This window comes from Mycolicibacterium baixiangningiae (assembly GCF_016313185.1).
Taxonomy (GTDB): domain Bacteria; phylum Actinomycetota; class Actinomycetes; order Mycobacteriales; family Mycobacteriaceae; genus Mycobacterium; species Mycobacterium baixiangningiae.
In genome coordinates this window covers 4,861,433-4,880,391 of sequence record NZ_CP066218.1, presented here as the reverse complement: position 1 = coordinate 4,880,391, position 18,959 = coordinate 4,861,433, and the positions used below count along the sequence as shown (strand labels likewise).

15 protein-coding genes are annotated in these 18,959 nt (G+C 60.8%); 8 read left to right on the top strand and 7 right to left on the bottom strand.

The features are described 5' to 3' along the window. Positions 1-163: 163 nt before the first annotated feature. Entirely contained in the window at positions 164-907 is a 744-nt protein-coding gene (locus I7X18_RS23085; protein WP_193046302.1) for a WecB/TagA/CpsF family glycosyltransferase, read from the top strand. An 82-nt stretch (positions 908-989) separates the two neighbouring features. Here I7X18_RS23085 and I7X18_RS23080 read toward each other — a convergent pair whose 3' ends face one another. Together I7X18_RS23080 and I7X18_RS23075 are read right to left on the bottom strand one after the other, a co-directional pair. Then, complete coding sequence (locus tag I7X18_RS23080; RefSeq protein WP_193046301.1) at positions 990-2,495, bottom strand: lipopolysaccharide biosynthesis protein; 1,506 nt, start codon at positions 2,493-2,495, stop codon at positions 990-992. Further along, positions 2,471-3,568, bottom strand: coding sequence for a polysaccharide pyruvyl transferase family protein (locus I7X18_RS23075; protein WP_193046300.1), 1,098 nt, complete (start codon positions 3,566-3,568; stop codon positions 2,471-2,473). The genes I7X18_RS23080 and I7X18_RS23075 overlap by 25 nt, the downstream gene beginning before the upstream one ends. A gap of 100 nt (positions 3,569-3,668) precedes the next feature. Between I7X18_RS23075 and I7X18_RS23070 the strand changes: the two genes are divergently transcribed. From I7X18_RS23070 to I7X18_RS23050, 5 genes are all read left to right on the top strand, one after another. Further along, positions 3,669-4,700 (top strand): glycosyltransferase family 2 protein, encoded by a 1,032-nt coding sequence (locus tag I7X18_RS23070; protein WP_226863533.1) that lies wholly within the window; start codon positions 3,669-3,671, stop codon positions 4,698-4,700. A gap of 749 nt (positions 4,701-5,449) precedes the next feature. Next, the gene (locus I7X18_RS23065) at positions 5,450-6,364 is read left to right on the top strand and encodes an HTTM domain-containing protein (RefSeq protein WP_193046299.1); all 915 of its coding nucleotides are present in this window, start codon (positions 5,450-5,452) and stop codon (positions 6,362-6,364) included. A 426-nt stretch (positions 6,365-6,790) separates the two neighbouring features. Continuing rightward, positions 6,791-7,315, top strand: a complete 525-nt coding sequence (locus tag I7X18_RS23060; RefSeq protein WP_193046298.1) for a class I SAM-dependent methyltransferase — start codon at positions 6,791-6,793, stop codon at positions 7,313-7,315. A gap of 875 nt (positions 7,316-8,190) precedes the next feature. Beyond that, a complete protein-coding gene (locus I7X18_RS23055) occupies positions 8,191-8,454 on the top strand; it encodes a hypothetical protein (protein ID WP_193046297.1) in 264 nt (87 codons plus the stop codon). Positions 8,455-8,578: 124 nt separating this feature from the next. Next, complete coding sequence (locus tag I7X18_RS23050) at positions 8,579-10,012, top strand: tyrosine-protein kinase domain-containing protein (RefSeq protein WP_193046296.1); 1,434 nt, start codon at positions 8,579-8,581, stop codon at positions 10,010-10,012. A gap of 42 nt (positions 10,013-10,054) precedes the next feature. Here the strand turns inward: I7X18_RS23050 and I7X18_RS23045 are convergent, their stop codons facing one another. From I7X18_RS23045 to I7X18_RS23025, 5 genes are all read right to left on the bottom strand, one after another. Continuing rightward, on the bottom strand, positions 10,055-11,092 hold the full coding sequence (locus tag I7X18_RS23045) for a nitroreductase family protein (RefSeq protein WP_193046295.1): 1,038 nt from the start codon (positions 11,090-11,092) through the stop codon (positions 10,055-10,057). Further along, positions 11,089-12,240, bottom strand: a complete 1,152-nt coding sequence (locus I7X18_RS23040; protein WP_193046294.1) for a polysaccharide pyruvyl transferase family protein — start codon at positions 12,238-12,240, stop codon at positions 11,089-11,091. The genes I7X18_RS23045 and I7X18_RS23040 overlap by 4 nt, the downstream gene beginning before the upstream one ends. A 113-nt stretch (positions 12,241-12,353) precedes the next feature. After that, entirely contained in the window at positions 12,354-13,724 is a 1,371-nt protein-coding gene (locus I7X18_RS23035; protein WP_193046293.1) for an O-antigen ligase family protein, read from the bottom strand. 239 nt (positions 13,725-13,963) lie between these two features. Continuing rightward, the gene (locus I7X18_RS23030) at positions 13,964-15,187 is read right to left on the bottom strand and encodes a DUF1501 domain-containing protein (RefSeq protein ID WP_193046292.1); all 1,224 of its coding nucleotides are present in this window, start codon (positions 15,185-15,187) and stop codon (positions 13,964-13,966) included. A 7-nt stretch (positions 15,188-15,194) separates the two neighbouring features. After that, positions 15,195-16,508, bottom strand: a complete 1,314-nt coding sequence (locus tag I7X18_RS23025) for a DUF1800 domain-containing protein (protein WP_193046291.1) — start codon at positions 16,506-16,508, stop codon at positions 15,195-15,197. A gap of 407 nt (positions 16,509-16,915) precedes the next feature. On the opposite strand from I7X18_RS23025, the gene I7X18_RS23020 reads away from it, so the two are divergent. Next, positions 16,916-18,514, top strand: a complete 1,599-nt coding sequence (locus I7X18_RS23020; RefSeq protein ID WP_193046290.1) for a PE-PPE domain-containing protein — start codon at positions 16,916-16,918, stop codon at positions 18,512-18,514. 105 nt (positions 18,515-18,619) lie between these two features. Next, on the top strand, positions 18,620-18,934 hold the full coding sequence (locus I7X18_RS23015) for a PASTA domain-containing protein (protein ID WP_193046289.1): 315 nt from the start codon (positions 18,620-18,622) through the stop codon (positions 18,932-18,934). Positions 18,935-18,959 lie beyond the last annotated feature (25 nt).

The following is an 18,959-nucleotide window of genomic DNA, read 5'->3' as shown; positions in this document are numbered from 1 at the left end:
CGCCACGCTGACCGATCGCTTTGGCGCGAGTGAAGTTGTTGTCTACTCAAATAGACGTTAATGTGGGTCTTTGCATCTGCAACTGGCCAAGCGAACAACTTCAGCAGAAGTTTCGGCGAGGTGGGGTGCGTTCTGGATTTGACGTGACCAGGGGGGATTCGCGTTGACCACCAACTGCGCAGGGCAATGGGTACGGATTGATCCACTGGACATCTCGGTAACGCCGCTTACCGCACCCGAGGTGGCGGAGATTGTCGCCAACGCATCAGGCAAGCGGCTGCTGCTCAATCACAATCTGCACAGCGCGTATCTGCACGATGTCGATAGCCGGTTCCGAGAGCTCTACCGACGGGCGACCTGGGTCATAGTCGACGGCGCGCCAATTCTCTGGCTCACCTCCCAGTTCTCTACGGACACCTTCGGCACCTCATGGCGCGTCTCATCGACGGACTGGCTTGAAGCGCTTACCCGGGTCCATTCATCGGGACGGTTGTTCATCTTCGGTGCTACTGCTGACTCAAATCAGAAGGCTGTCGACGTCTTGCGGGGTAGACTCACGAACTGGGCGATCTCCGGTGTGGACGGCTACGTGAACGACGAAGTCGCCGTCAAGGCGATCACAGACTTCAACCCCGATCTCGTAATCGTCGGTCTGGGCATGCCTCGTCAAGAGCATTTCTTGTTGAGGAATTTCGATGGGCTTCCGGCGGCGACTTACGCGACAGTCGGCGGTGCCATCGACTATGTCGGAGGAAGCACGCGGCTGGCGCCCAGATGGCTCGGCAGTCTTGGTCTGGAATGGCTATGGCGCCTTCTCAACGAGCCACGCCGCCTCGCCCACCGATACCTGATCGAACCCGTGCTCCTGCTTCGTCGAGTGGTGCCTCGGGTGTTGCGTCAGACTTGAGAGTGAACGAGGTAGGTTTCGCTGACCTGCGAAGTGCTCGCCGTCGCTGCTCGTTGCCCGAGCACCGTTGGCGCGCAACCACTTATTGAACGTCGGTAACGGATTCCGTGCGCCTCTTCCGTGACTTGCGATCAAGCGCAAGCCTTGCGAACCGTACGGCCTCCGCTCTGTAACGGGGAACCAGGTATACGACGCCGGCCACCCAGAGAGCCGTCGCGAGGCAGCCGACGCCTACCGCCAGCAGGTCACTGTCGATCAAGAACGAGGCGGTGGCTCCTACCGCGGTGACTGGAAGCCCGAACACTCCGACAAGTGTTAGCCCTGACAGCGCCAGCTGACCGATGGGAAACCCGGTGACTCGCCGCGCCCACCACATGTTGAGCACCCAGAAGCCGCCGTACCCAACGGAACATCCCGTTGCTACGCCGATGCCGCCGCCCCAGAACGCTCCGACGGCGATGGCCGCAACGATCAATGGCTGGCCGGCCACATACAGATACAGCTGTTTGCGCGTCTCACCCAGCGTTACGAACACCCAGTATGGAACCTGGCTGAGCGCGCGAAAGATGCCGGATACGGCGAGGATCTGCAGAATGGGTGCTGCTTCGACCCATTGATCACCGAGCACGACGCCGACGAGTGGGCCGCCCATCCCGATCATCACACCGTAGACAGTGGAAGTGACTGCCACAGTCGCGAACTGGGCTGCCGTGAGATACTTCATGAAAGTCTGCACAGAGTCTTGCAGGCGCGACAGCACTGGAATGGCGACACGGGATAGTGGTGCTGTCACCTGGTTGAGCGGAAGTACCACGACCTGATAGGCACGGTTGTAGAGGCCGAGTTGAGCGGGTCCCCCAAGGATGCCGAGCAATACGCTGTCGACATTCTTGGGTAGGTACGCAAGACCCTGTGTTCCGACGAGTGCGCCGGCAAACCGGACGAAGCGGCCAATCGGTACATCGCAGCGGTACATGCCCGGACGCCAACCAGCAATCGCGATGCAAAGCAGGGCTCCGAGAACGGCCGTGACGAGCGCTTGAACTACCAGAGCCCAATAGCTGTGAAGTGTCGTGGCGAGCGCGATTGCAGCGCCCAGACCCGCAGCTTGCGGTACCGCCTCCGTCACCCCGAGAGCGACGAACCGGAGGTCCCGATTGATCTGTGCCTTGAACTGGGTTGCGATGCCGTTGATCAAGAACGTCACGGACAGGGCCTGTGTGATTCCCACAAGTCTGGCATCACCGTAGAGGTGCGCAATAGGCCAGGACGCCGCGAAAGCCGCGATCGAGAGTAAGGCGCCGAATACGGTGTTGAGCCAGAACAGGTTTGATTTCTCTTCCGGGCTGAGCGTCTTCGACTGAAGGGATGCCACTGACAGCCCGAAATCGCGGAGCAACTCCCCGATGCCGATCAGACCGGTCACCATGGCAATGAGCCCGAAGTCGTCCGGCGACAACAAGCGCGCGAGCACGACGAGTGAGATGACCAGCAACGCTATGCGCGTTCCCTGCCAGAACAGGGTCGCGGTCGCACCGCCGAGCGCTTTTCGCGCCAAAGAGCTCAAGGGAAAGTCCCTTTCGGCCATCGCGCAAACGCGAGGGCTGCGAACTGTTCAGTGAGATTGTCGAGGTAATCGAGCGCCGCACGCACCGCGGTGAGTGCCTCTTTACGCCTCAGTAGGTGCTGCGCGAGATTATCGGTCAGTGCAGCCGGGCTTGTGTCTCCGACGGCGATTGTGGAGCGGTGGAACCCCACCGCGTCGAGGTGCCGGCCGACCTTGGCGTCTCTGTGGTCAGTGACGCACGCGGGGACTGCACCTTCCGTCATTCCGACGATCAGAGCGTGGAGGCGGTCGCTTATCACCATGGCGCTGTTTCGGTAGACCTCGCGAAGAACATTTTCGTGTTCTGCTAACGACCGCTCGGCGGGCCACGGAATGAGCTCTCCGCCAAGGCGTGACGCCAGGTCGGCACTACGTTCTGCGTCTCTGCGGACCTGGGTGACCACGACCACGCGCCTCGAACCGGCGCGTGCCAACGCGCGGATCGAGTCGATGATGGTGTCGGATGGCGGCTCTCGGTCTGCCCGGTACGTGACCGCGATGTCACCACCAGTGACGTCCGAGACGTCCCGGGCGGCCGACTCCCAACCGAACGCCCAATCCGGACCGACCTCACCGAAGCCGAAAGCTGTTCTCGAATCAGTGTCGCGCCATCGAACGCACGTCGATAACCGGAAGAGCGGACGCAGAATCTTCACGTACGACTGATTTTCCGCTCGCATTGCCACTCCCAAGCGGAGCACCTGCCCTCTGCGAGCCCTGACGCCGAGGATCAACGGCAGGAACTTCACGTTGCGGCGGAAGCTACGGCCGTCGACCAGAAGCTCACCGGGCTTGTCGACGAACCAAACTGGCCCACGGAAAAGGGCTCCCCAGGCGGCTGAGTGCCACTTCCGGAGGTCGCCGTAGATGACGTCGGATTCTTGAAGCGCCAGACTCTTGAGGAAATCATCTGACGCCGGTCCGAGATAGATATGCAGTCGCCCGAATCGACGAAGGCGGTCGAAGTATTCGCGCCGCAGGACCACATCGCCGACATTGTCGTCCTGGCCACTTCCAAGGACGAAAAGGGCGGGTAACTCTTTACCGGGTCCCAACCCCCGACTCCTCCCCGTCGATCTCGTGTAGCTTATAGCCCGCGCCCCCCTGTAAGCGCACCACAAGTCGGACCGGATCGCCCGGTCAAGGACCCTCGACATGATGGTGGTCGATCGGGGTGCTGTGGTCAAGTCGATGACGCCGAACCAACCATCGCATGATTCCGTGACAGTCAGGGGACTGCGTGCTCCCGCCTACACCGACGAGAATGGCAAGATGACGGACAACTATCTGATCGCAATTGCCTCATATCGTCGACCATCAGCGCTGCTGCATCTGCTGGATAGCCTTGCAACAGCCGTCGGTTCAGTCGCAGCGGAAGTTGTCGTGGTCGATAATGACGCCGAGGAATCAGCCCGCGCCGTTGCGACCAACCACCCACTTCGGCCCCTGTATCTGGTAGAGCCCGAGCCCGGCATCGCGGCAGCGAGAAACCGGGCGCTGGATCACTTCAGCGACCGTCATCAAGCGATCATCTTCGTGGATGACGACGAGTGGGTTTCGCCCGAGTGGCTCTCCACGCTCACCACATACGCTCGACGCGCCCAAGCCGATGTCGTACAAGGCCCTGTAGTGAGCGTATTTCCTGGAGAGACACCCAAGTGGGTTGAGCGAGGAGGCTTCCTGCAACGCCGGATTCAGGAGAGTGGTCTTGAACTTCCGAGTGCGGCTACCAACAACACGCTGCTGACCCGTGAAGCCTGGCACCGGGCGGGCTCTCCCCGATTCGACCCGTCTTTCTCCCTGACTGGCGGTTCGGATTGGGACTTGTTCTGGGGGATAAGGAAATCCGGGTGCAGGATCGTCTTCTGCGCCGAGGCGGTGGTGTACGAGGACGTACCGAACAATCGGTTGTCCCTGCGATGGACTCGCCGCAGAGCCATCCGGAATGGCATCGCCGAGACCCGGATACGCCGGAAGCACGGGGACCTGTCGCCGGCGTGGCTGGCGGTGAGCGTCCTGCGCGCGGGGTACAGCGTTTTTGCGCTCGGGCTCGGGCTGGCCATGGGTAGAGGGCTGCAGGCGGAGCCATTTGTCAATCTGTTCAAAGGGTATGGGCGCCTGGCGGCGCTATTCAACTATCGAATCCACGAGTACGCGAGACCTACTTCGAGTAGCGCTGCGTCCTGACCGCCGGGCGGACCCCCTTGTGACGAGTCCGTATACCGCGACGTCGGTGCGCCACCGACCTCGTCGAACGCGAACGATGAGACGGTGTGGATGTCAAGTCGACTGCACCGCCTGGTTACCCGTCTACGGGCCAAGCATCGATCCGGCGGAATCTGTTGTACGCCACCCGAGTGCGGATCGCTCGAGCCCACTACTATTCGAACGAGGTCGGCCAACGGTCGGCAGCATGCTCTGATATCGAAGTACCCGGAGGCGGAGGCGGAGGGGGAGCTTGTGGTCACGGGGCAGAGTACGAACAAGACGCCTTGGCGATTGATCGTCGTCGTCGCGTTTGCGTTGCTACTCATTGGACAGGGTTACTTATCATTTGCGATAAGGCCCGAGCCCTATCCGAGTATTCGAATGCCGAGTTTCGGTCCTGCCGCGAAGGGTGACGGAACAGTCGGAGTCACTTTCGCTCACGTAGAGGCGATCGGAAGCAATGGCTCGATACGACAAATCCCGGTCGTCGAGCTCATGGCTGATTTCCGCTTCTCGACTGCGCGCCCGTCATTCGACTATGTCTTCCGAGACAGCGAACCGTCACATATTTCACCCCCGGTCAGAATGTGGTTACGGGAGCGGATCGACGAAATTGATTCAGGGATCGACGCCACGGCCGTTCGGATATGCTGGCAAGCGTCTAGAGTGCGCGTGTCCGATTCTTCCGTAGCCGGCGAACAGCCGTGTACCTGGAAGACGATGGTCCTGTGATCGCCCGGATCGAATCACGCCTGGCGAGGGTTGCGCGTGCGTACGCTCCAGACCCACGAGTCTTGGCCGCACTTCGAATTGTCTTCGGTATCTGGGTGATCATTTTCCCCGGCGACGTAACCTGGATCGCCAATGTGCCAGCGGATTTCGTCAACCCACGCCCTGGACTATTCGCATGGCTGTCCGCACCTCCTGACCTCACAACGCTGTATGCGCTCATGGCAGCAAAAGTCCTGTTCGGAGGGATGGTCGCGGTAGGGCTGTGGACGCTACCGGCGTCGGTGGGGCTCTCGATCGCCCTGATATGCAGCTCTGGGATTTCGTACTCCTTCTCCAAAGTCGACCACTTCATCCTTTTCGAGTTGGCCCCGGTCTTCCTGGCCTTCACGGGGTGGGGTTGCATGTGGTCGGTCGACGCGATCTTCAGGCGGCGCCGGATGCAGAATCCGGTCGCTGTCAGCGGGTTTCCTGTTCTCCTCTATGCAATGACGATCGGCTGGGCCATGCTTTCGGCAGCCGTGCCGAAGGTTGCGGGCGGATGGGTTTCGCCAGATAGGTTTGCGACGCGGGGTTATGTGGCAAGAGACCTGGCCCTCGGCGAAAAGTTGGGTCCGCTCGGTCCGTGGCTCCTGAACATCGACAGCAGCGTGTTCTGGAAATTCCTCGACTACGCTACGTTGATCGCTGAAGGTGGACTGATTCTTGTGGTCTTCTTTCCAATTCTTTTTAGAATATGGCTCCTGCTCGTAATCGGCTTCCATGTCGGAGTGTATCTGGGGCTCGGTATCAACTTCGCAGACAACCTGCTCGCGTACGCGATATTCTTCGCTCCAGTCATCGCGTGGGCAGCGAAAAAGCTAGGGCATGCGCGGCCATCGAGGCGAGAAGAGGAAAAGCTCAGCCCAGCCTGAGCGCTCATATCGCTGGCCGGTGCCGTAACCGACGAAGCTCACACGGCGATCCCGGCAGGCCGTTGAGTCGACGGGCGTCGGTCAGAGTGATCGACATTCAGACTGGTGACCAGTTCGCTGCACCGCCTTATGGACATCAGCGCTGTGACAGGCTGCCTCAGGCCGCCGCACTATGCCTGTAGTTGGTAAGTTGATCCAATGGGGATGACCGCGACAGCGCAAGGACTAAAGACGAGGCTTAGCAGGGGGATCCGTCACGCAAGCCCATCGGCGTTCTATTTACTCAAGGGAACTGCGAACCTCTTGCGGGTCGAGAGATATGAGTGCAATCTCTGCGGATACTCTGGCAAATTCCTGCCCTTCGGTAACCCTCCTCGCGGAGGTGCGGTTTGCGCGAAGTGTTTCTCGAAGGAGCGCCACCGCCTCATGGGCTTGTGGGTTTCGGCCCACCCGGATGCGGTGGACGGCGCCCGAGTTCTGCACTTCGCGCCTGAAGAGGTGCTCGCCAAGCTGTTTCGCAGCCGATCATCTGCGTACCAGTCCGCAGACCTCGAACCAGGTGCCGCCGACATCGTCATCAACATAGAGGCGATCGACCTGCCGGACGCATCCGTCGACCTAGTTGTCTGTTCCCACGTTCTCGAACATGTCGACGACACGAAGGCACTTCGAGAAATCCACCGCATTCTCCGGCCTGGCGGACATGCACTGTTGATGTTCCCGATCGTAGAGGGATGGGATCGGACCTACGAGGACCCGACTCACACCTCCAAGGCTGACCGCGTTCGATACTTCGGCCAGGACGACCACGTCAGAATGTTCGGACGCGACGTGCGCGACCGGATTAAGACTGCAGGTTTCGAGCTGGCTGAGTTCACCGCCGAGGAGCCATATGTTTCTCGTTACGGACTTCTCCGTGGCGAGAAGGTGTTCGAGGCGGCGAAGGCCTGAAACGGCATCCGCGGCATAGAGGTCGGTGCCACGCCTAACTCATTGCGCTAGCCGATCACCCGCGAGGCAGCAGCTCCTTGGTGAACGGCGTCGCTATTCTTGCGGGCATCAGGATTGGGGCGAGTCGTTGTCGACCTCGTCTGCATGTTCAACCTCGTGTCCGACAGGTCGCCACGCGCTTGGGAGAAGCCGTGTGATTACCGGGCCGTTGGGATGAGCGCTCGAGGCCTTGCCATAACTCGCTGCCGCAAAGTATCAGCCGCTCAGCATCCGGATGATGGAGTTGACGTCAGCCTCTCTATCTTTCTTTTAGCTAACCTTTTCCGGCTCGATGGTTTCCTTTCCTAAGCCGTTCGCCCAAGCTAACGACTTGACACGGCGTGAACCGCGGCTTCCTACGTGATAGGCGGCCGGATCGTAGGCGGAAGTCTTCGTAAAGTTGCTGAATATCGCAGAGCGTCGCGCAGTTGCCGAGGTCCGGCATTGATCCGCATCGGCCGTCAGCCTAAAAGCACTGGGGGGCATAGTATTTCGTGTTCACGTCGGCACAGTGTCGAGTTCCGGGTGGGCTGTGAAGCTGTTGCCAGGAATGGTGATTTGCGCACGATTTTTCGATCAAGCGCGGCCGTGCCAAACAGCTCCTTGGCCAACTAAGTCGCCGTGATAATTGGCGCGCCCGGCAACCATGGTTCGCGTTGACAACCTGAGCGCATTCTGAGATGCTCACTGCGATCCACTCAGGATCTTTGCCTTTGGGGGGGTATGTCTGCACTTGCGACCAGCTGCTCGATGCGTTGGGGAAGGCAGTGAGTGAGAGGCAAATAGCGGTCTGGAGCTCTTCCCTCGATGAGCGGAAATTTCTGGGGGAATCCCGATTGGCCCACACGATCTCTGATCGCGCGGCCCCTCACACCGAAGTTGTGATCAAAAACTTGGCCGGCGACAAACTCGATTGCCGCCTCGACCGGAAGATCGAGTACGTCGCCGAGGGATGTAGTGGCGACACAAGTATGTCGGCCGTGAACATGCGGTTGATCAATACGGAATCCACTCAGTCGCTGCCGGAATATGCGGCCGGTTCCATGGGGCTCGTCCGCCAGCTCCCAGTCCAAGCCCCTCCCGGCACTATCGTGTCGTGAGTTCACCAAGTTGGCTGTACACCTATGCAGGTCGCGGCGTGGCGCCAGGCAGTTTGATTTTGAGGCTTCCGATGTTCGTTGCGTGGACATCGAAGCCGCATGGTTCTTTTATTAAGGGGTTGCGTTGAACCTGCAGGACATCGTTAAGTCGCTGCGATCTAGGTGGATCACCGTCTGTGCGACGATTGTGGTCTTTCTCCTGGGCGCGGTAGCGACGATCTTGCTGACCACCCCGCTGTATCAGGCGTCCACGAGACTTTTCGTGTCGACGTCCGCCGGATCCACACTTGCCGAGACCTACCAGGGCAACCGCTTCTCTCAGGAGCGGGTGATTTCCTACAGCGAGCTGATCAAAGGCGAAACGCTGGCGCAGCGCACAATTGACAAGCTCGGCCTCGATATGAGCTCGGAAGCGCTGCGGCAGAAGGTCAAAGCGAGCGCAAAAGCGGACACGGTGCTGATAAATGTCTCGGTGCTGGATTCTTCGCCCGTCCGGGCCCGCGACATCGCGAATACGATGTCGGACGAGTTCGTCACGCTCGTACGGGAATTGGAGACGCCCGAAGCCGGTGCTCGGCCAGACGCCCGGGTGGTGGTGGAACAGCGTGCATCAATTTCTGACGCACCGGTGGTCCCGCAGACGAAGCGGATCCTCGCAATCGGATTGGCGCTGGGCGTAGTCGTCGGAATTGGACTCGCACTTCTGCGCGATCTTCTGGACAACACGGTCAAGGACAGAAAGACCGTTGAAGAGATCACAGGTGCCGGGATCGTAGGGACCATCCCACTCGACAAAGAGCGGCGCAAGCAACCGGCAATTCCGTTTGAGAGCGACAATTCGTCCATCGCCGAGGCGTTCCGCAAGTTGCGGACGAATCTGCAATTCCTAGCGGTGGACAATCCTCCGCGTGTGATCGTTGTGACGAGTTCTGTTCCCAGCGAGGGGAAGTCGACCACGGCAATCAATATCGCATTGGCCTTGGCGGAAGCTGAGCACAGTGTGGTGGTCGTCGACGGCGATATGCGGCGCCCCACACTGCACAAGTACCTCGACATGGTGGGTCCCGTCGGGTTCAGCACGGTACTCAGCGGCGGAGCCTCCCTAGACGACGCCCTGCAAGAGAGCCGTTTCCCTGGTCTGAGTGTCCTCACGTCGGGGGCAATCCCTCCGAATCCGAGCGAGCTGCTGGGTTCGTTGGCGGCGAAGAAGGTGCTCAAAGAACTGCGCACTCGCTTCGACTACGTCATCGTGGACAGCACCCCGTTGCTAGCGGTCACCGATGCTGCGATTCTGGCAGCAGGGGCCGACGGTGTGCTGATCATGGCGCGGTTCGGACAGACTAGGCGTGACCAGCTGACCCACGCGGTCGGCAGTCTTACGGACGTCGGAGCTTCAGTTCTCGGTGCGGTATTCACCATGACGCCGACTCGAGGCGGCTCGGCTTACAGCTACAGCTACAGCTACTACGGCGAAGACAGCGCGGCATCTTCATCCAAAGCAGAATCCGGAGTCACGCTTCGCCAGCGGCACAGCGCGAAGAAGTCGTCTACGGCGTAGGTGATGAGCTGAGACGGGTAATCCCCGACAGCCGTGCTCGTTTCACTGCCCGGCGATCACTGCTGGCTGCGCTGCAGACGACCCTTCGCCGCGTCGACGGACGAATGAGGCTGCAGGCTTCCGATCGGAAATCGGCACAACCGTTTCCTCCGGGAAGTCTCCGATCGCGATGAACATGGTGATCATCTCCGAGTCGTCGATGGACAGCAACTCGCGCACCGCAGCTTGATCCTTGTAGTACATCATTGCGTTGAGCGGCACCGCGGCGAGCCCTTCATGTTCAAGGCCGTACATTACGGACATCGAGAAGAGTCCACCGTCAACGAAGGCCTCATTACGCTCAACCGGGCTGAGGAACGTGCTGTTCGACACCGTGATCGTCAGTAGCACCTCGGGCATCAGTCGTTGCCCAAACCCTCTCTGGTGCTCGAGGACTCGTGCCGCGAGGTCCTTGTCCTCCACCCAGTAGACGCGCCAACCCTGGCGGTTACACACTGAGGGTGTCTTCTCGGCGGCGCGCAGCGCGGCCATCACCTTCGAAGTATCGATCGGCCGGCCGGAGAATTGGCGGACACTGCTGCGGCCGGCCGCCAACTGGTAGAAGTTCTTCTGATCATTGTCTTGCTTTTCGGCACGTCGGAGAATCTTGGTTCCCGCGACTCCTCTGTCCGCGACGGCATCTAGGAACACCGGATCGACGATCTCTTCGAGGAAGCTCACGTCGTGATCGAACTTGGCGTGCAACTCGCGGTACCGCTGAAGTATCGAGACACCTTGTCCGTATGCGAAACCGTCGAGATCATGACCCGCGGTGCGGTAGACGACCAAGGTGTCGTTCAGATCGGACAAGGCTTTACGGCCGAACCCGGGGCGGAAGTCAGCCGTACGAGCAAGACCCTTCTCTATCGCGTGGACGTTGTACATGATGCGCGAGACCACTTGTTCGTAATCGGTGTCGAAGATGGAGAACGAGGCGGTCCTTGAGAAGCGAGCGACATCCTTGTGCGCGAGATACCGCAGCCGGATCTTTTGAAGAACCTTCTTGACCTGTTGCTTCGACCTGGTCGTATTCCTTTTCACGGCATCTCCTGGGCGGTCGGAAAAAGGACGTTCGCGGCGAGGTAATTTCGAGCGCTGGCACGCTCCGAAGCGAGAGTCGCGTCGATCGCGCCATCGTCCAGAGGGGTGGACAGTAATTGGTCGATCGCCTCCGGACCGTTGAGCCGGCGTGACGACAACCCGAACGTTTCCAGAAGGAACTTGAGCTTCTCCTCGTTGCCATACCCTCCTGCGGTGCTCGGGCGGACGATGGTGGCGAACGGGCGATGATTGATGATCGAGAAAATGGTGCCGTGGAACGTGTCTGTCACGATTCCAACCGCGTCACGGAAGTAGGCGAGTAGTTCGAACGGGCTGCACTCGACAAAGGCGTCGCCGCACTCCTGTACTCCGCCGAATGTCAGGACCCGCGCTCCGATCCGACGGGCGTAGTCGCGCAGCGACGCGTTCTCATGTGGTGTCAGCCGGCCTGAGTAGCCGTACACGATGAGGTATGGATCGGCGTGTAGCCGACTCTTCGGCACGCGCAGGTCGGCCAGGAGATCGTGGGCTAGCGCAGGATCGACGTGCAGGAGAGGCTCGCGGCCGGTCAGCTCGCGAACGATCGAGCGGGAGTTCCCGTCGCGGACTGAAAGCGCATCGAAGCGCTCGAGATCTCGTGCCAGCTCGCCTTCGATGCCAGCGGCGCGGATCTTGGCTAGCGTCGTGTTCCCGAAGGATGCGGCGTACGAGATGAGACGCCTTGCGGGTGACCCGTGGCCGAACAGGTCACGCGAATATCCGACGTTGCTGTTGGCTTGCACGCAGTTGAACACCTCGTCACTTCCGATGACTTGGCAGTCAACATGGAGGTCGTGATTCGGCGTCGACGGTATGCCGACTGCCTCGAAGTACCGGGTCCCGTACGCCCGCTTGTGATCGAAGAACCGAAGCCGGTCGCCAAGTGGTGCGTCAACTGCGTTGTACTCACGCAGTTTCGCGAGAATTCGGCCGGACTTCGACGTTGGCGCGGCAGAGTCTTCCACGAGAACTGGGCCCGGGCGGTAGTCCTGAAACGATACGCGCGCGTCCGGGGCAGTCTCCTCGATCAGGCGTCGGAGGCTGTATGCCTGCAGCGTCGACCCGTAATTGTGGATGCGCTGCATCGACATTATCCCGACAGTTTTCACCGTCTTCCCCTTACTGGCTGATATGGCACGCGTTCAGTGCGAGCGCCAGTCCACGTCGGTCACCGCAGTGCAGCATTGCACTTCGACGCTACCGGCGTTCTCCCGACCTTGCATCATCGAGTGAGGCGAACCGTCGTAGCCCCGCTAGGCCTGCGCGAAGAATTATGTCGAGAGGTCAATCGCTCGGGACCAGATAAGCCGATGCCCGTTCGTTCTTGCGCATTTGTCGTCGATGGCGATATGCGACTCTCGATAGCCAAGAAAAGCATCATGATACAGAAAAGCGCCGATAGTGTGCCCGCGTAGTTGAGGCCGGTAAGGCTGCCTGTGGCGGTATACAGCACCAGAAAAAGGCTGTAGGAATAGGTGTTACATCTTACGGAGTAGCGCCATGCGACAACCAATTGGACAACGATGAGAGCGAAGAGCACCACGAGGCCGACCAACCCGGTCTCGAAGTATGCCTGTATGTACGAACTATGTGCGTGGCCGGCGCGATATGTCGAGGGGAAAAGATAATCGAACTCGGACAACTTCAGCGTCCCGAAGCCATGGCCGAGTAAGCGCGTCTCGTCGGTGACGCCGTTGAGCGTCCTCTGCCAGACTTGTGCGCGACCGGTCAGGTCGGTGTCGAATCCAGAGTCCTGCAGATCCTGCCAGACCGCATTGAAGCGGTCCACGACCACTAGGGCCGAGAGTGACCCTATGACGAGAACCACCCACTTCTTGAGGCCACGCCGCGAGAGCAATATCGTCAGCACGAGTGCAATAGCTGCTTCCCCGGCATAACCTCGGGCCCTTGACAAGTACAGCAACGTCACCAGAAGTAACACCAATCCGACGTTGAGGACGCTGGACTTCGTGCGTATTCGCGCGATGTCGCCGTTCAACCGGGCGATGACAATGAGCCCTAACGCCAGAGCCATAAATGCTCCCAGCCGCAGTTGATGCCGGAAAATGCCCCGCAACTCTGGCGCGCCGGTGGAGCTGGCCGGTTGATAGGCGAACTCGCCCAAGAGCGGAATCGCAATCAGAGACAATATTGCTGCCGCGGCCGCGATGATTAGGACCGCCCGAACGGCGTACGCGCGGGGAAGCCTGCAAAGGAAAAGCGTGGCGACCCAGACAAGGGCCAGCGGCGCGATCGTCTTGAAACTCGCGCTCGCGGAAACGCTCCACAGCATCGATGCGCTCATCAGTGCAAGCCAGCCCAGATATGCCCAATCCTGGCTTAATAGGTTCGCGCGGAAACCCGATCCGTCGTTTCCGCCCAAGGAGCGCAGGACCATTGCAAAAAAGGTTCCCAACAACGCCGCAGTCGCGATATCGCCGAAAATGGATGCGAAGCCCAAATTGAGGTCGAAAGCCACCGACGCCAAGACGAAAGCAAGCGTCAATGCGAAGAGATTGGATGATGTCCGACGCTCCCGGCCGTCAACGCCGAAGCCCTCGGTGTACAAGCTCTTGGTGTTGATAGATCGCATAGATCCCGTTGTCCCCGATCCCCTGTTGTCCCCCGGACTGCCTACGTACCGCTTCGACCGGGGCCCGACAACGCGGCGTCCGGTCACGGTAGATCGTGAGCGATCCTTGTATATAGAGGATAGCTGTGTTGTCGCGTCAACCTGCGCTGAGCAGTGCAATCGGGGGTCGTATAGACGGCGACGGAAGATCTCCCGGCCGCCGGCTGCTCGGTGCCGTCGAATAGCTCTCTCAATGGCTTTCAGGCCCTGAAGAAGCCGAGTTTCTTCCGGCCCGCGCCGAGCACCGGCTCGGGGTCGGACTTGAGGGTCACCGAGATCAGTTCGCTGTAGATATCCCGGAAATCCGTTGTCACCTTCAGGTTTCCATCGTTGAGATCCGTGAGGCTCGGTTCGTCGCCGTAGAATCCTCCGCGAATTCCTTGGCCCGCGACGAAGACCGGCCCCGCTGTGCCGTGGTCTGTGCCGTCGGATGCATTCGCCTCGACTCGTCGGCCGAACTCCGAGTAAGCCATCAGCACAACATGCTTGCCGTACTGATCGTTCTGCATCTTCTTCATGAACCGGCTGACGGCGCGATCCACGACGCCGATCAAACGGCGGTGATCGTCACGTTGCTCGGAGTGAGTATCGAAGCCGCCGATGGACACGCTGTACACGCGCGTGGGCAATCCTGCGGATATGCACTGCGCCACGGCATTCAGTTGAACGTCGAGTCCATTGCTGCCTTCGCCCGTTTCGCTGACCGGTGCGTCGTCGTCGGTGTCGGCGAAGAGTGGTGCCAGGGCGTCGGCGACTGTGGGAACCGCGCGGTATGAATTCCGGACCAGCGCCATCGCCCGGTTGTCGTCCGGGTCTTTACGGGCCATCGACTTGATGAAGCCGGCCGAACTCTTCGGTGGGATGATCTGAGTTGAAAAGGCTGCGGCGATCGTTGTTTCTCCGACCGCGAGCATGGGTAACACCGAGCCGATGTTGAGTGCACGCAGCGGGTCGGCACCGTTGCCTGTGTCGAGCCAACGGCCGATCCAACCGCTGGTCACTCCATTGTCGGTGGACCCACTTTGCCAGATGTCCATTGATCGGAAGTGACTTCGATCGGGTTCGGGATAACCGACCCCTCGAATGATCGCAAGGGACTTGTCGTCAAACATCTCGGCCATCCCGCGCATCTCCGGGTTCAGACCGAACTCGTCGTCAAGCGCGAGGAGTTCCTCCGGCGCGTATGCAAGCTCGGGACGGGCGTCATGGTAGGCGTCATCGCCCAGTGGAACGAGTGTGTTGATGCCGTCGTTGCCGCCGTACAACGTGACGAGTACCAGGATTCCGCTTCCCTCGGCGAGCGGAGAGGCGTTGGCAGCCTGCATCAGCTCGTCCCACGTGAAAGTCGTGGTTGCGGACAACAGCCCGGCGGCGCCGATCCCGGTGCAACTCGCTAGAAACCTACGGCGGTTGAGGTTCACCATTGGCCTCTCACGACACCAGGTACTCAGGGGTGTTGGCGGCAGCAGCGACCAACGCGTAGGCGTTCTTCCTCAGAGGCTGCAGCGCTTCAGCGGTGGTGTTCGACCACGCGCCGATTCCCAGCAGGTATCCCGCCGCGTCCAGTCGATCGCTTGCTGGCGCGTCTTCTACAGCGCTGATATCGCCCTCCCGTACCAGCGCTGCGGCCGCGCGCAATCTGATCCCGGCGGCTGCAGCCGACAACCAGCTCTGCCCGCCGGGCCATCCGCCGACGCTCGGGGGGTAGAAAGGCAATTGTCCGAGCGATTTCAGCGTCGCGTTCACGCGTTTGGCCTTCTTCGCGCTGTCGATCGGCACATGCATGGCTCGATGGAGGCCGATGTACCACTCCACCGGGCCGATGATCAGGGTGGTCTCTCGATCGAAGAACTCGGGGTCGGTCAGTATCGCCCTGGTGAGGGTGCCCAGATCGAACTCTTCACCGTAGGCACTGAGCAGGCGCTTCAACGTCGCACCTGTGGGTGGGGAATCCGAGGCGAGTTGCTGCCATAACCTGCCACACACGAATCGAGGAGAATTCGGATGAGCCAACACGACGTTGCAGAACGCGTCCGCATCTAGGTTTCCCGTGGTCTTGAGGACCGTCTTCGGCGCGGTGTCCTGGCGTTTGGTGACGAGGGTGGTGGTCCCGGCGTCGTCGATAGTCCAACCGGTCAGTGCGCGAGCCCCCTCGCGCACGTCCTTTTCCGAATACCCGTTGCCATGACCAAGAGCGAAGAGTTCGAGGAATTCTCGGGCCAGATTCTCGTTGGGTGAGCCCACCTGATTTGTCTGTCCGTCCAACCACCGCACCATGGCGGCGTCTGTCAACATGGCGAACGCAAATGAGCGGAAATCTCCGAGGCACAGCGAGCGGATGGTCTCGTTCTGAATGGCCATGAACGCGGGATATCGGACTTTGTCGAGCGATGTGGCGAAGTGGTTGTGCCAGAGGAGGGTCAGCTTCTCGGTGAGTGGCTGTTCGACGGAAACCATGCGCCGGACCCACCAACCCATGAGCTCCGTGCGCCGCTCAACGATCCTCTTGTTGTAGCTCTGCCGGACTGCAGTCGTCGCGTCCTTGCCAGGCTTCGCGGCGCTGATCTCGAGATCCGGAACTGGTGTAGACGTTGCTCCGGAGTCTTCCGCCCCGCTCAGTGCCGACTCGAGATATGAGTCGGTTCCCTCGGCGACCAAAGTGTCCACAGCCGCACCGGTAGTACCGAAGCCGCTTCGCCTCAATAGGCGCGCGGCGGCCATCCATTCCACCGATTGCGTAGACACCGGCGAACCTCCCCCCACACCTGCCGCCGGCTCGATTCTACGGGACAGATGTTGCACCTGTTGATTCCAAGAGGCCGGGAGGTCGAGTATCGGTGACGTCGGGTGTCTTGGTTGCAAGTAGACAATCGTGAACTCCCCGAGGGCAATTCGGCTCTTATAGTGTTTGGTCGCACCTGGAGCAAGTGGGCGTCAGGCCAGCCGTGCGAATTAGGTGAGACATGTGTGGAACCAAACGGTTACAACGACGGTGACGCCATCGGCTCGCCGCACCCGCCTTCGCTGGGACGCTCGCACGCGCTCGCATCCACCACGACGAAGTCGATCCGCGCGCCGAGGTGATCATCGCGATTGGCGAAGTCGGTCAAATCGGCCTCGCCAGCACACGACCATATGTGAACCTTTGACCCATGCGTAAGTATGCCAGCGCAACGATCGTCGTCATCACCGCGCTCGTCGCCACCGTCGGTCTCTGGATCGCGTCCACCTTCGCCGCGGCGCTCGCCTTCGGCGCCATTGCGCTCATCGTCCCCGGCACCGGGACCCACAACATCAACCCGCCCAACGCAGTTCAGGGTTACAAGGAGAACGCCGCCGACCGCTTCATCAATCCATCAGGCGTCGACTGCACCTCGACTGACGGCTGCGATCTGCTCGGCGTGGACTATCCCGCCAGCTTCTGGCCCATCCCACTGCCCGGCTGGTGCCCCGGCCTGACCTGCGACACCTGGGACGAGTCGGTGGGGGAGGGCGTCATCAACGTCAACGCCCAACTCGACGACATCCTCGACGACCCCGCCACCCCCGACAACGAGCAGATCATCGTCTTCGGCTACTCCCAGGGCGGCGCCGTCGTCTCCCGCGCCATGTACGACATCCCCGTCGAGGACAGGGATCGCGTCACCGTCGTCACCATCGGCAACATCAACAACCCACAGGGCCTGTGGTCGCGATTCAGCTTCCTGCGCTACATCCCGATCCTCAACGTGTCCTTCGGGCCCCAGCTCCCGACCGACATCGGAGTCAAGAGCACCAACTACTCCTTCGAGTACGACCCCGTCGGCGACGCCCCGCAGTACTGGGGCAACCCGCTGGCCGTCGCCAACGCGCTCTTCGGGTTCGCCTACGTGCACGGCTATTACCTCGACCCCACGAGCAACGCGCCCACTGACGGGTTGCCCTACGGGTACGACGACGTGAGCTTGGCCGCCGCGATCGCCGCCGCGCCGAAGCGCGTTCATGGCGACGCCACCTTCGTGCTGATCCCGCAGCGCGGCACGTTGCCGATCTTCCAGCCGTTCGTGGATATCGGAAACGCCACCGGCACATCGGCGTTCATCGAACCCGTTGTCCGGCTGCTGCAGCCGGTGACCAAGCTGCTCATCAACCTCGGCTACGACCGCAATGCCGACCCCGGCGTCGCGCGCAACCTGTCGATCCTGCCGTTCGACCCCTTCACGTTCAATCCGATCCAATTCTCGGTCGACTTCGTCGAAGCCGTCGTTCAAGGAATCGAAGACGCCGTCCGCGGCGGGAGCATGATCGCCGTCCCAGTACCCGCAACAGAAGACGAAACCGAATCGGACGAGCCGTCGGCGTTGAGGTCGTTCTCCCGCCTCGCGAACGATTCGGCCGAAGGCGAGACGCAGGCGGACGAGATCTTGCCGGTGGCGACCGGAGACGGCGCCACCGTCAACCCGCTTCCCGTCACCGAGCCTCAAGAGACCCCGCACGTCGCGGCCGGCGATGACGGCATTGCCAACGATGATGACGGCAAGGAAGAGGAACTCGACGAAGACGTCATCACCGACAACGGTGCGAACCTCGCCGAAGAGGACGCCGCGGAGCTGGAGGAGACCGAAGGTCCCGCTGAGGACGAAGCCGTGGAAGATCCCGACGGCGCCCTGGAGCAAGGCACCGCTGACCCCGTCACAGACGAGGACGCCGACACCGCGGACGACACGAAGACCGACGACGCGAACTCGCATGACGAAAAGGCCGCTGCCTGAGCCCCTTCCGATATGCCGCGCCGTTGCTCGACACGCGCACCGAAGCCAACCACTAGCCGATGGCCGTCAGCTACGGTGGCGGGTGAGAACTTGGGAGGGGATCTAATGAAAATTCGCATTGCCGTCAGCGCGGCCGCATTCGTGATGTCGGTGGGGCTCAGCGCTCCTACCGCCATGGCGCAACCGACAACGTGGACGATGCCGGATGTCCGCGGGATGAACCTCGCGGCAGCGGAGAAGGCCTTCACCGCGGCTACTGAAGGCAGCGGCGTCAAACTTTCGCCGGTGAACCTGTCCGGACCCGGTGAGGTCATCAACCTCTCCAACTGGACCGTCTGTTCGCAGTCACCGCGCGCAGGCGGAACCATCAGGGCGAAGTCGCAGCCCGCTGTCGGCGTCAACCGGCCCAACAACTGCTGACCGCTTCACCAACGAAAGTCGCCCC

Excerpts from the sequence above, each read along its gene's own strand:
- I7X18_RS23035 (WP_193046293.1), bottom strand. The coding sequence starts at position 13,724 with ATGCGATCTATCAACACCAAGAGCTTGTACACCGAGGGCTTCGGCGTT.
- I7X18_RS23020 (WP_193046290.1), top strand. The coding sequence starts at position 16,916 with ATGCGTAAGTATGCCAGCGCAACGATCGTCGTCATCACCGCGCTCGTC.
- I7X18_RS23070 (WP_226863533.1), top strand. The coding sequence starts at position 3,669 with ATGATGGTGGTCGATCGGGGTGCTGTGGTCAAGTCGATGACGCCGAAC.
- I7X18_RS23080 (WP_193046301.1), bottom strand. The coding sequence starts at position 2,495 with ATGGCCGAAAGGGACTTTCCCTTGAGCTCTTTGGCGCGAAAAGCGCTC.
- I7X18_RS23060 (WP_193046298.1), top strand. The coding sequence starts at position 6,791 with ATGGGCTTGTGGGTTTCGGCCCACCCGGATGCGGTGGACGGCGCCCGA.
- I7X18_RS23030 (WP_193046292.1), bottom strand. The coding sequence starts at position 15,187 with ATGGTGAACCTCAACCGCCGTAGGTTTCTAGCGAGTTGCACCGGGATC.
- I7X18_RS23015 (WP_193046289.1), top strand. The coding sequence starts at position 18,620 with ATGAAAATTCGCATTGCCGTCAGCGCGGCCGCATTCGTGATGTCGGTG.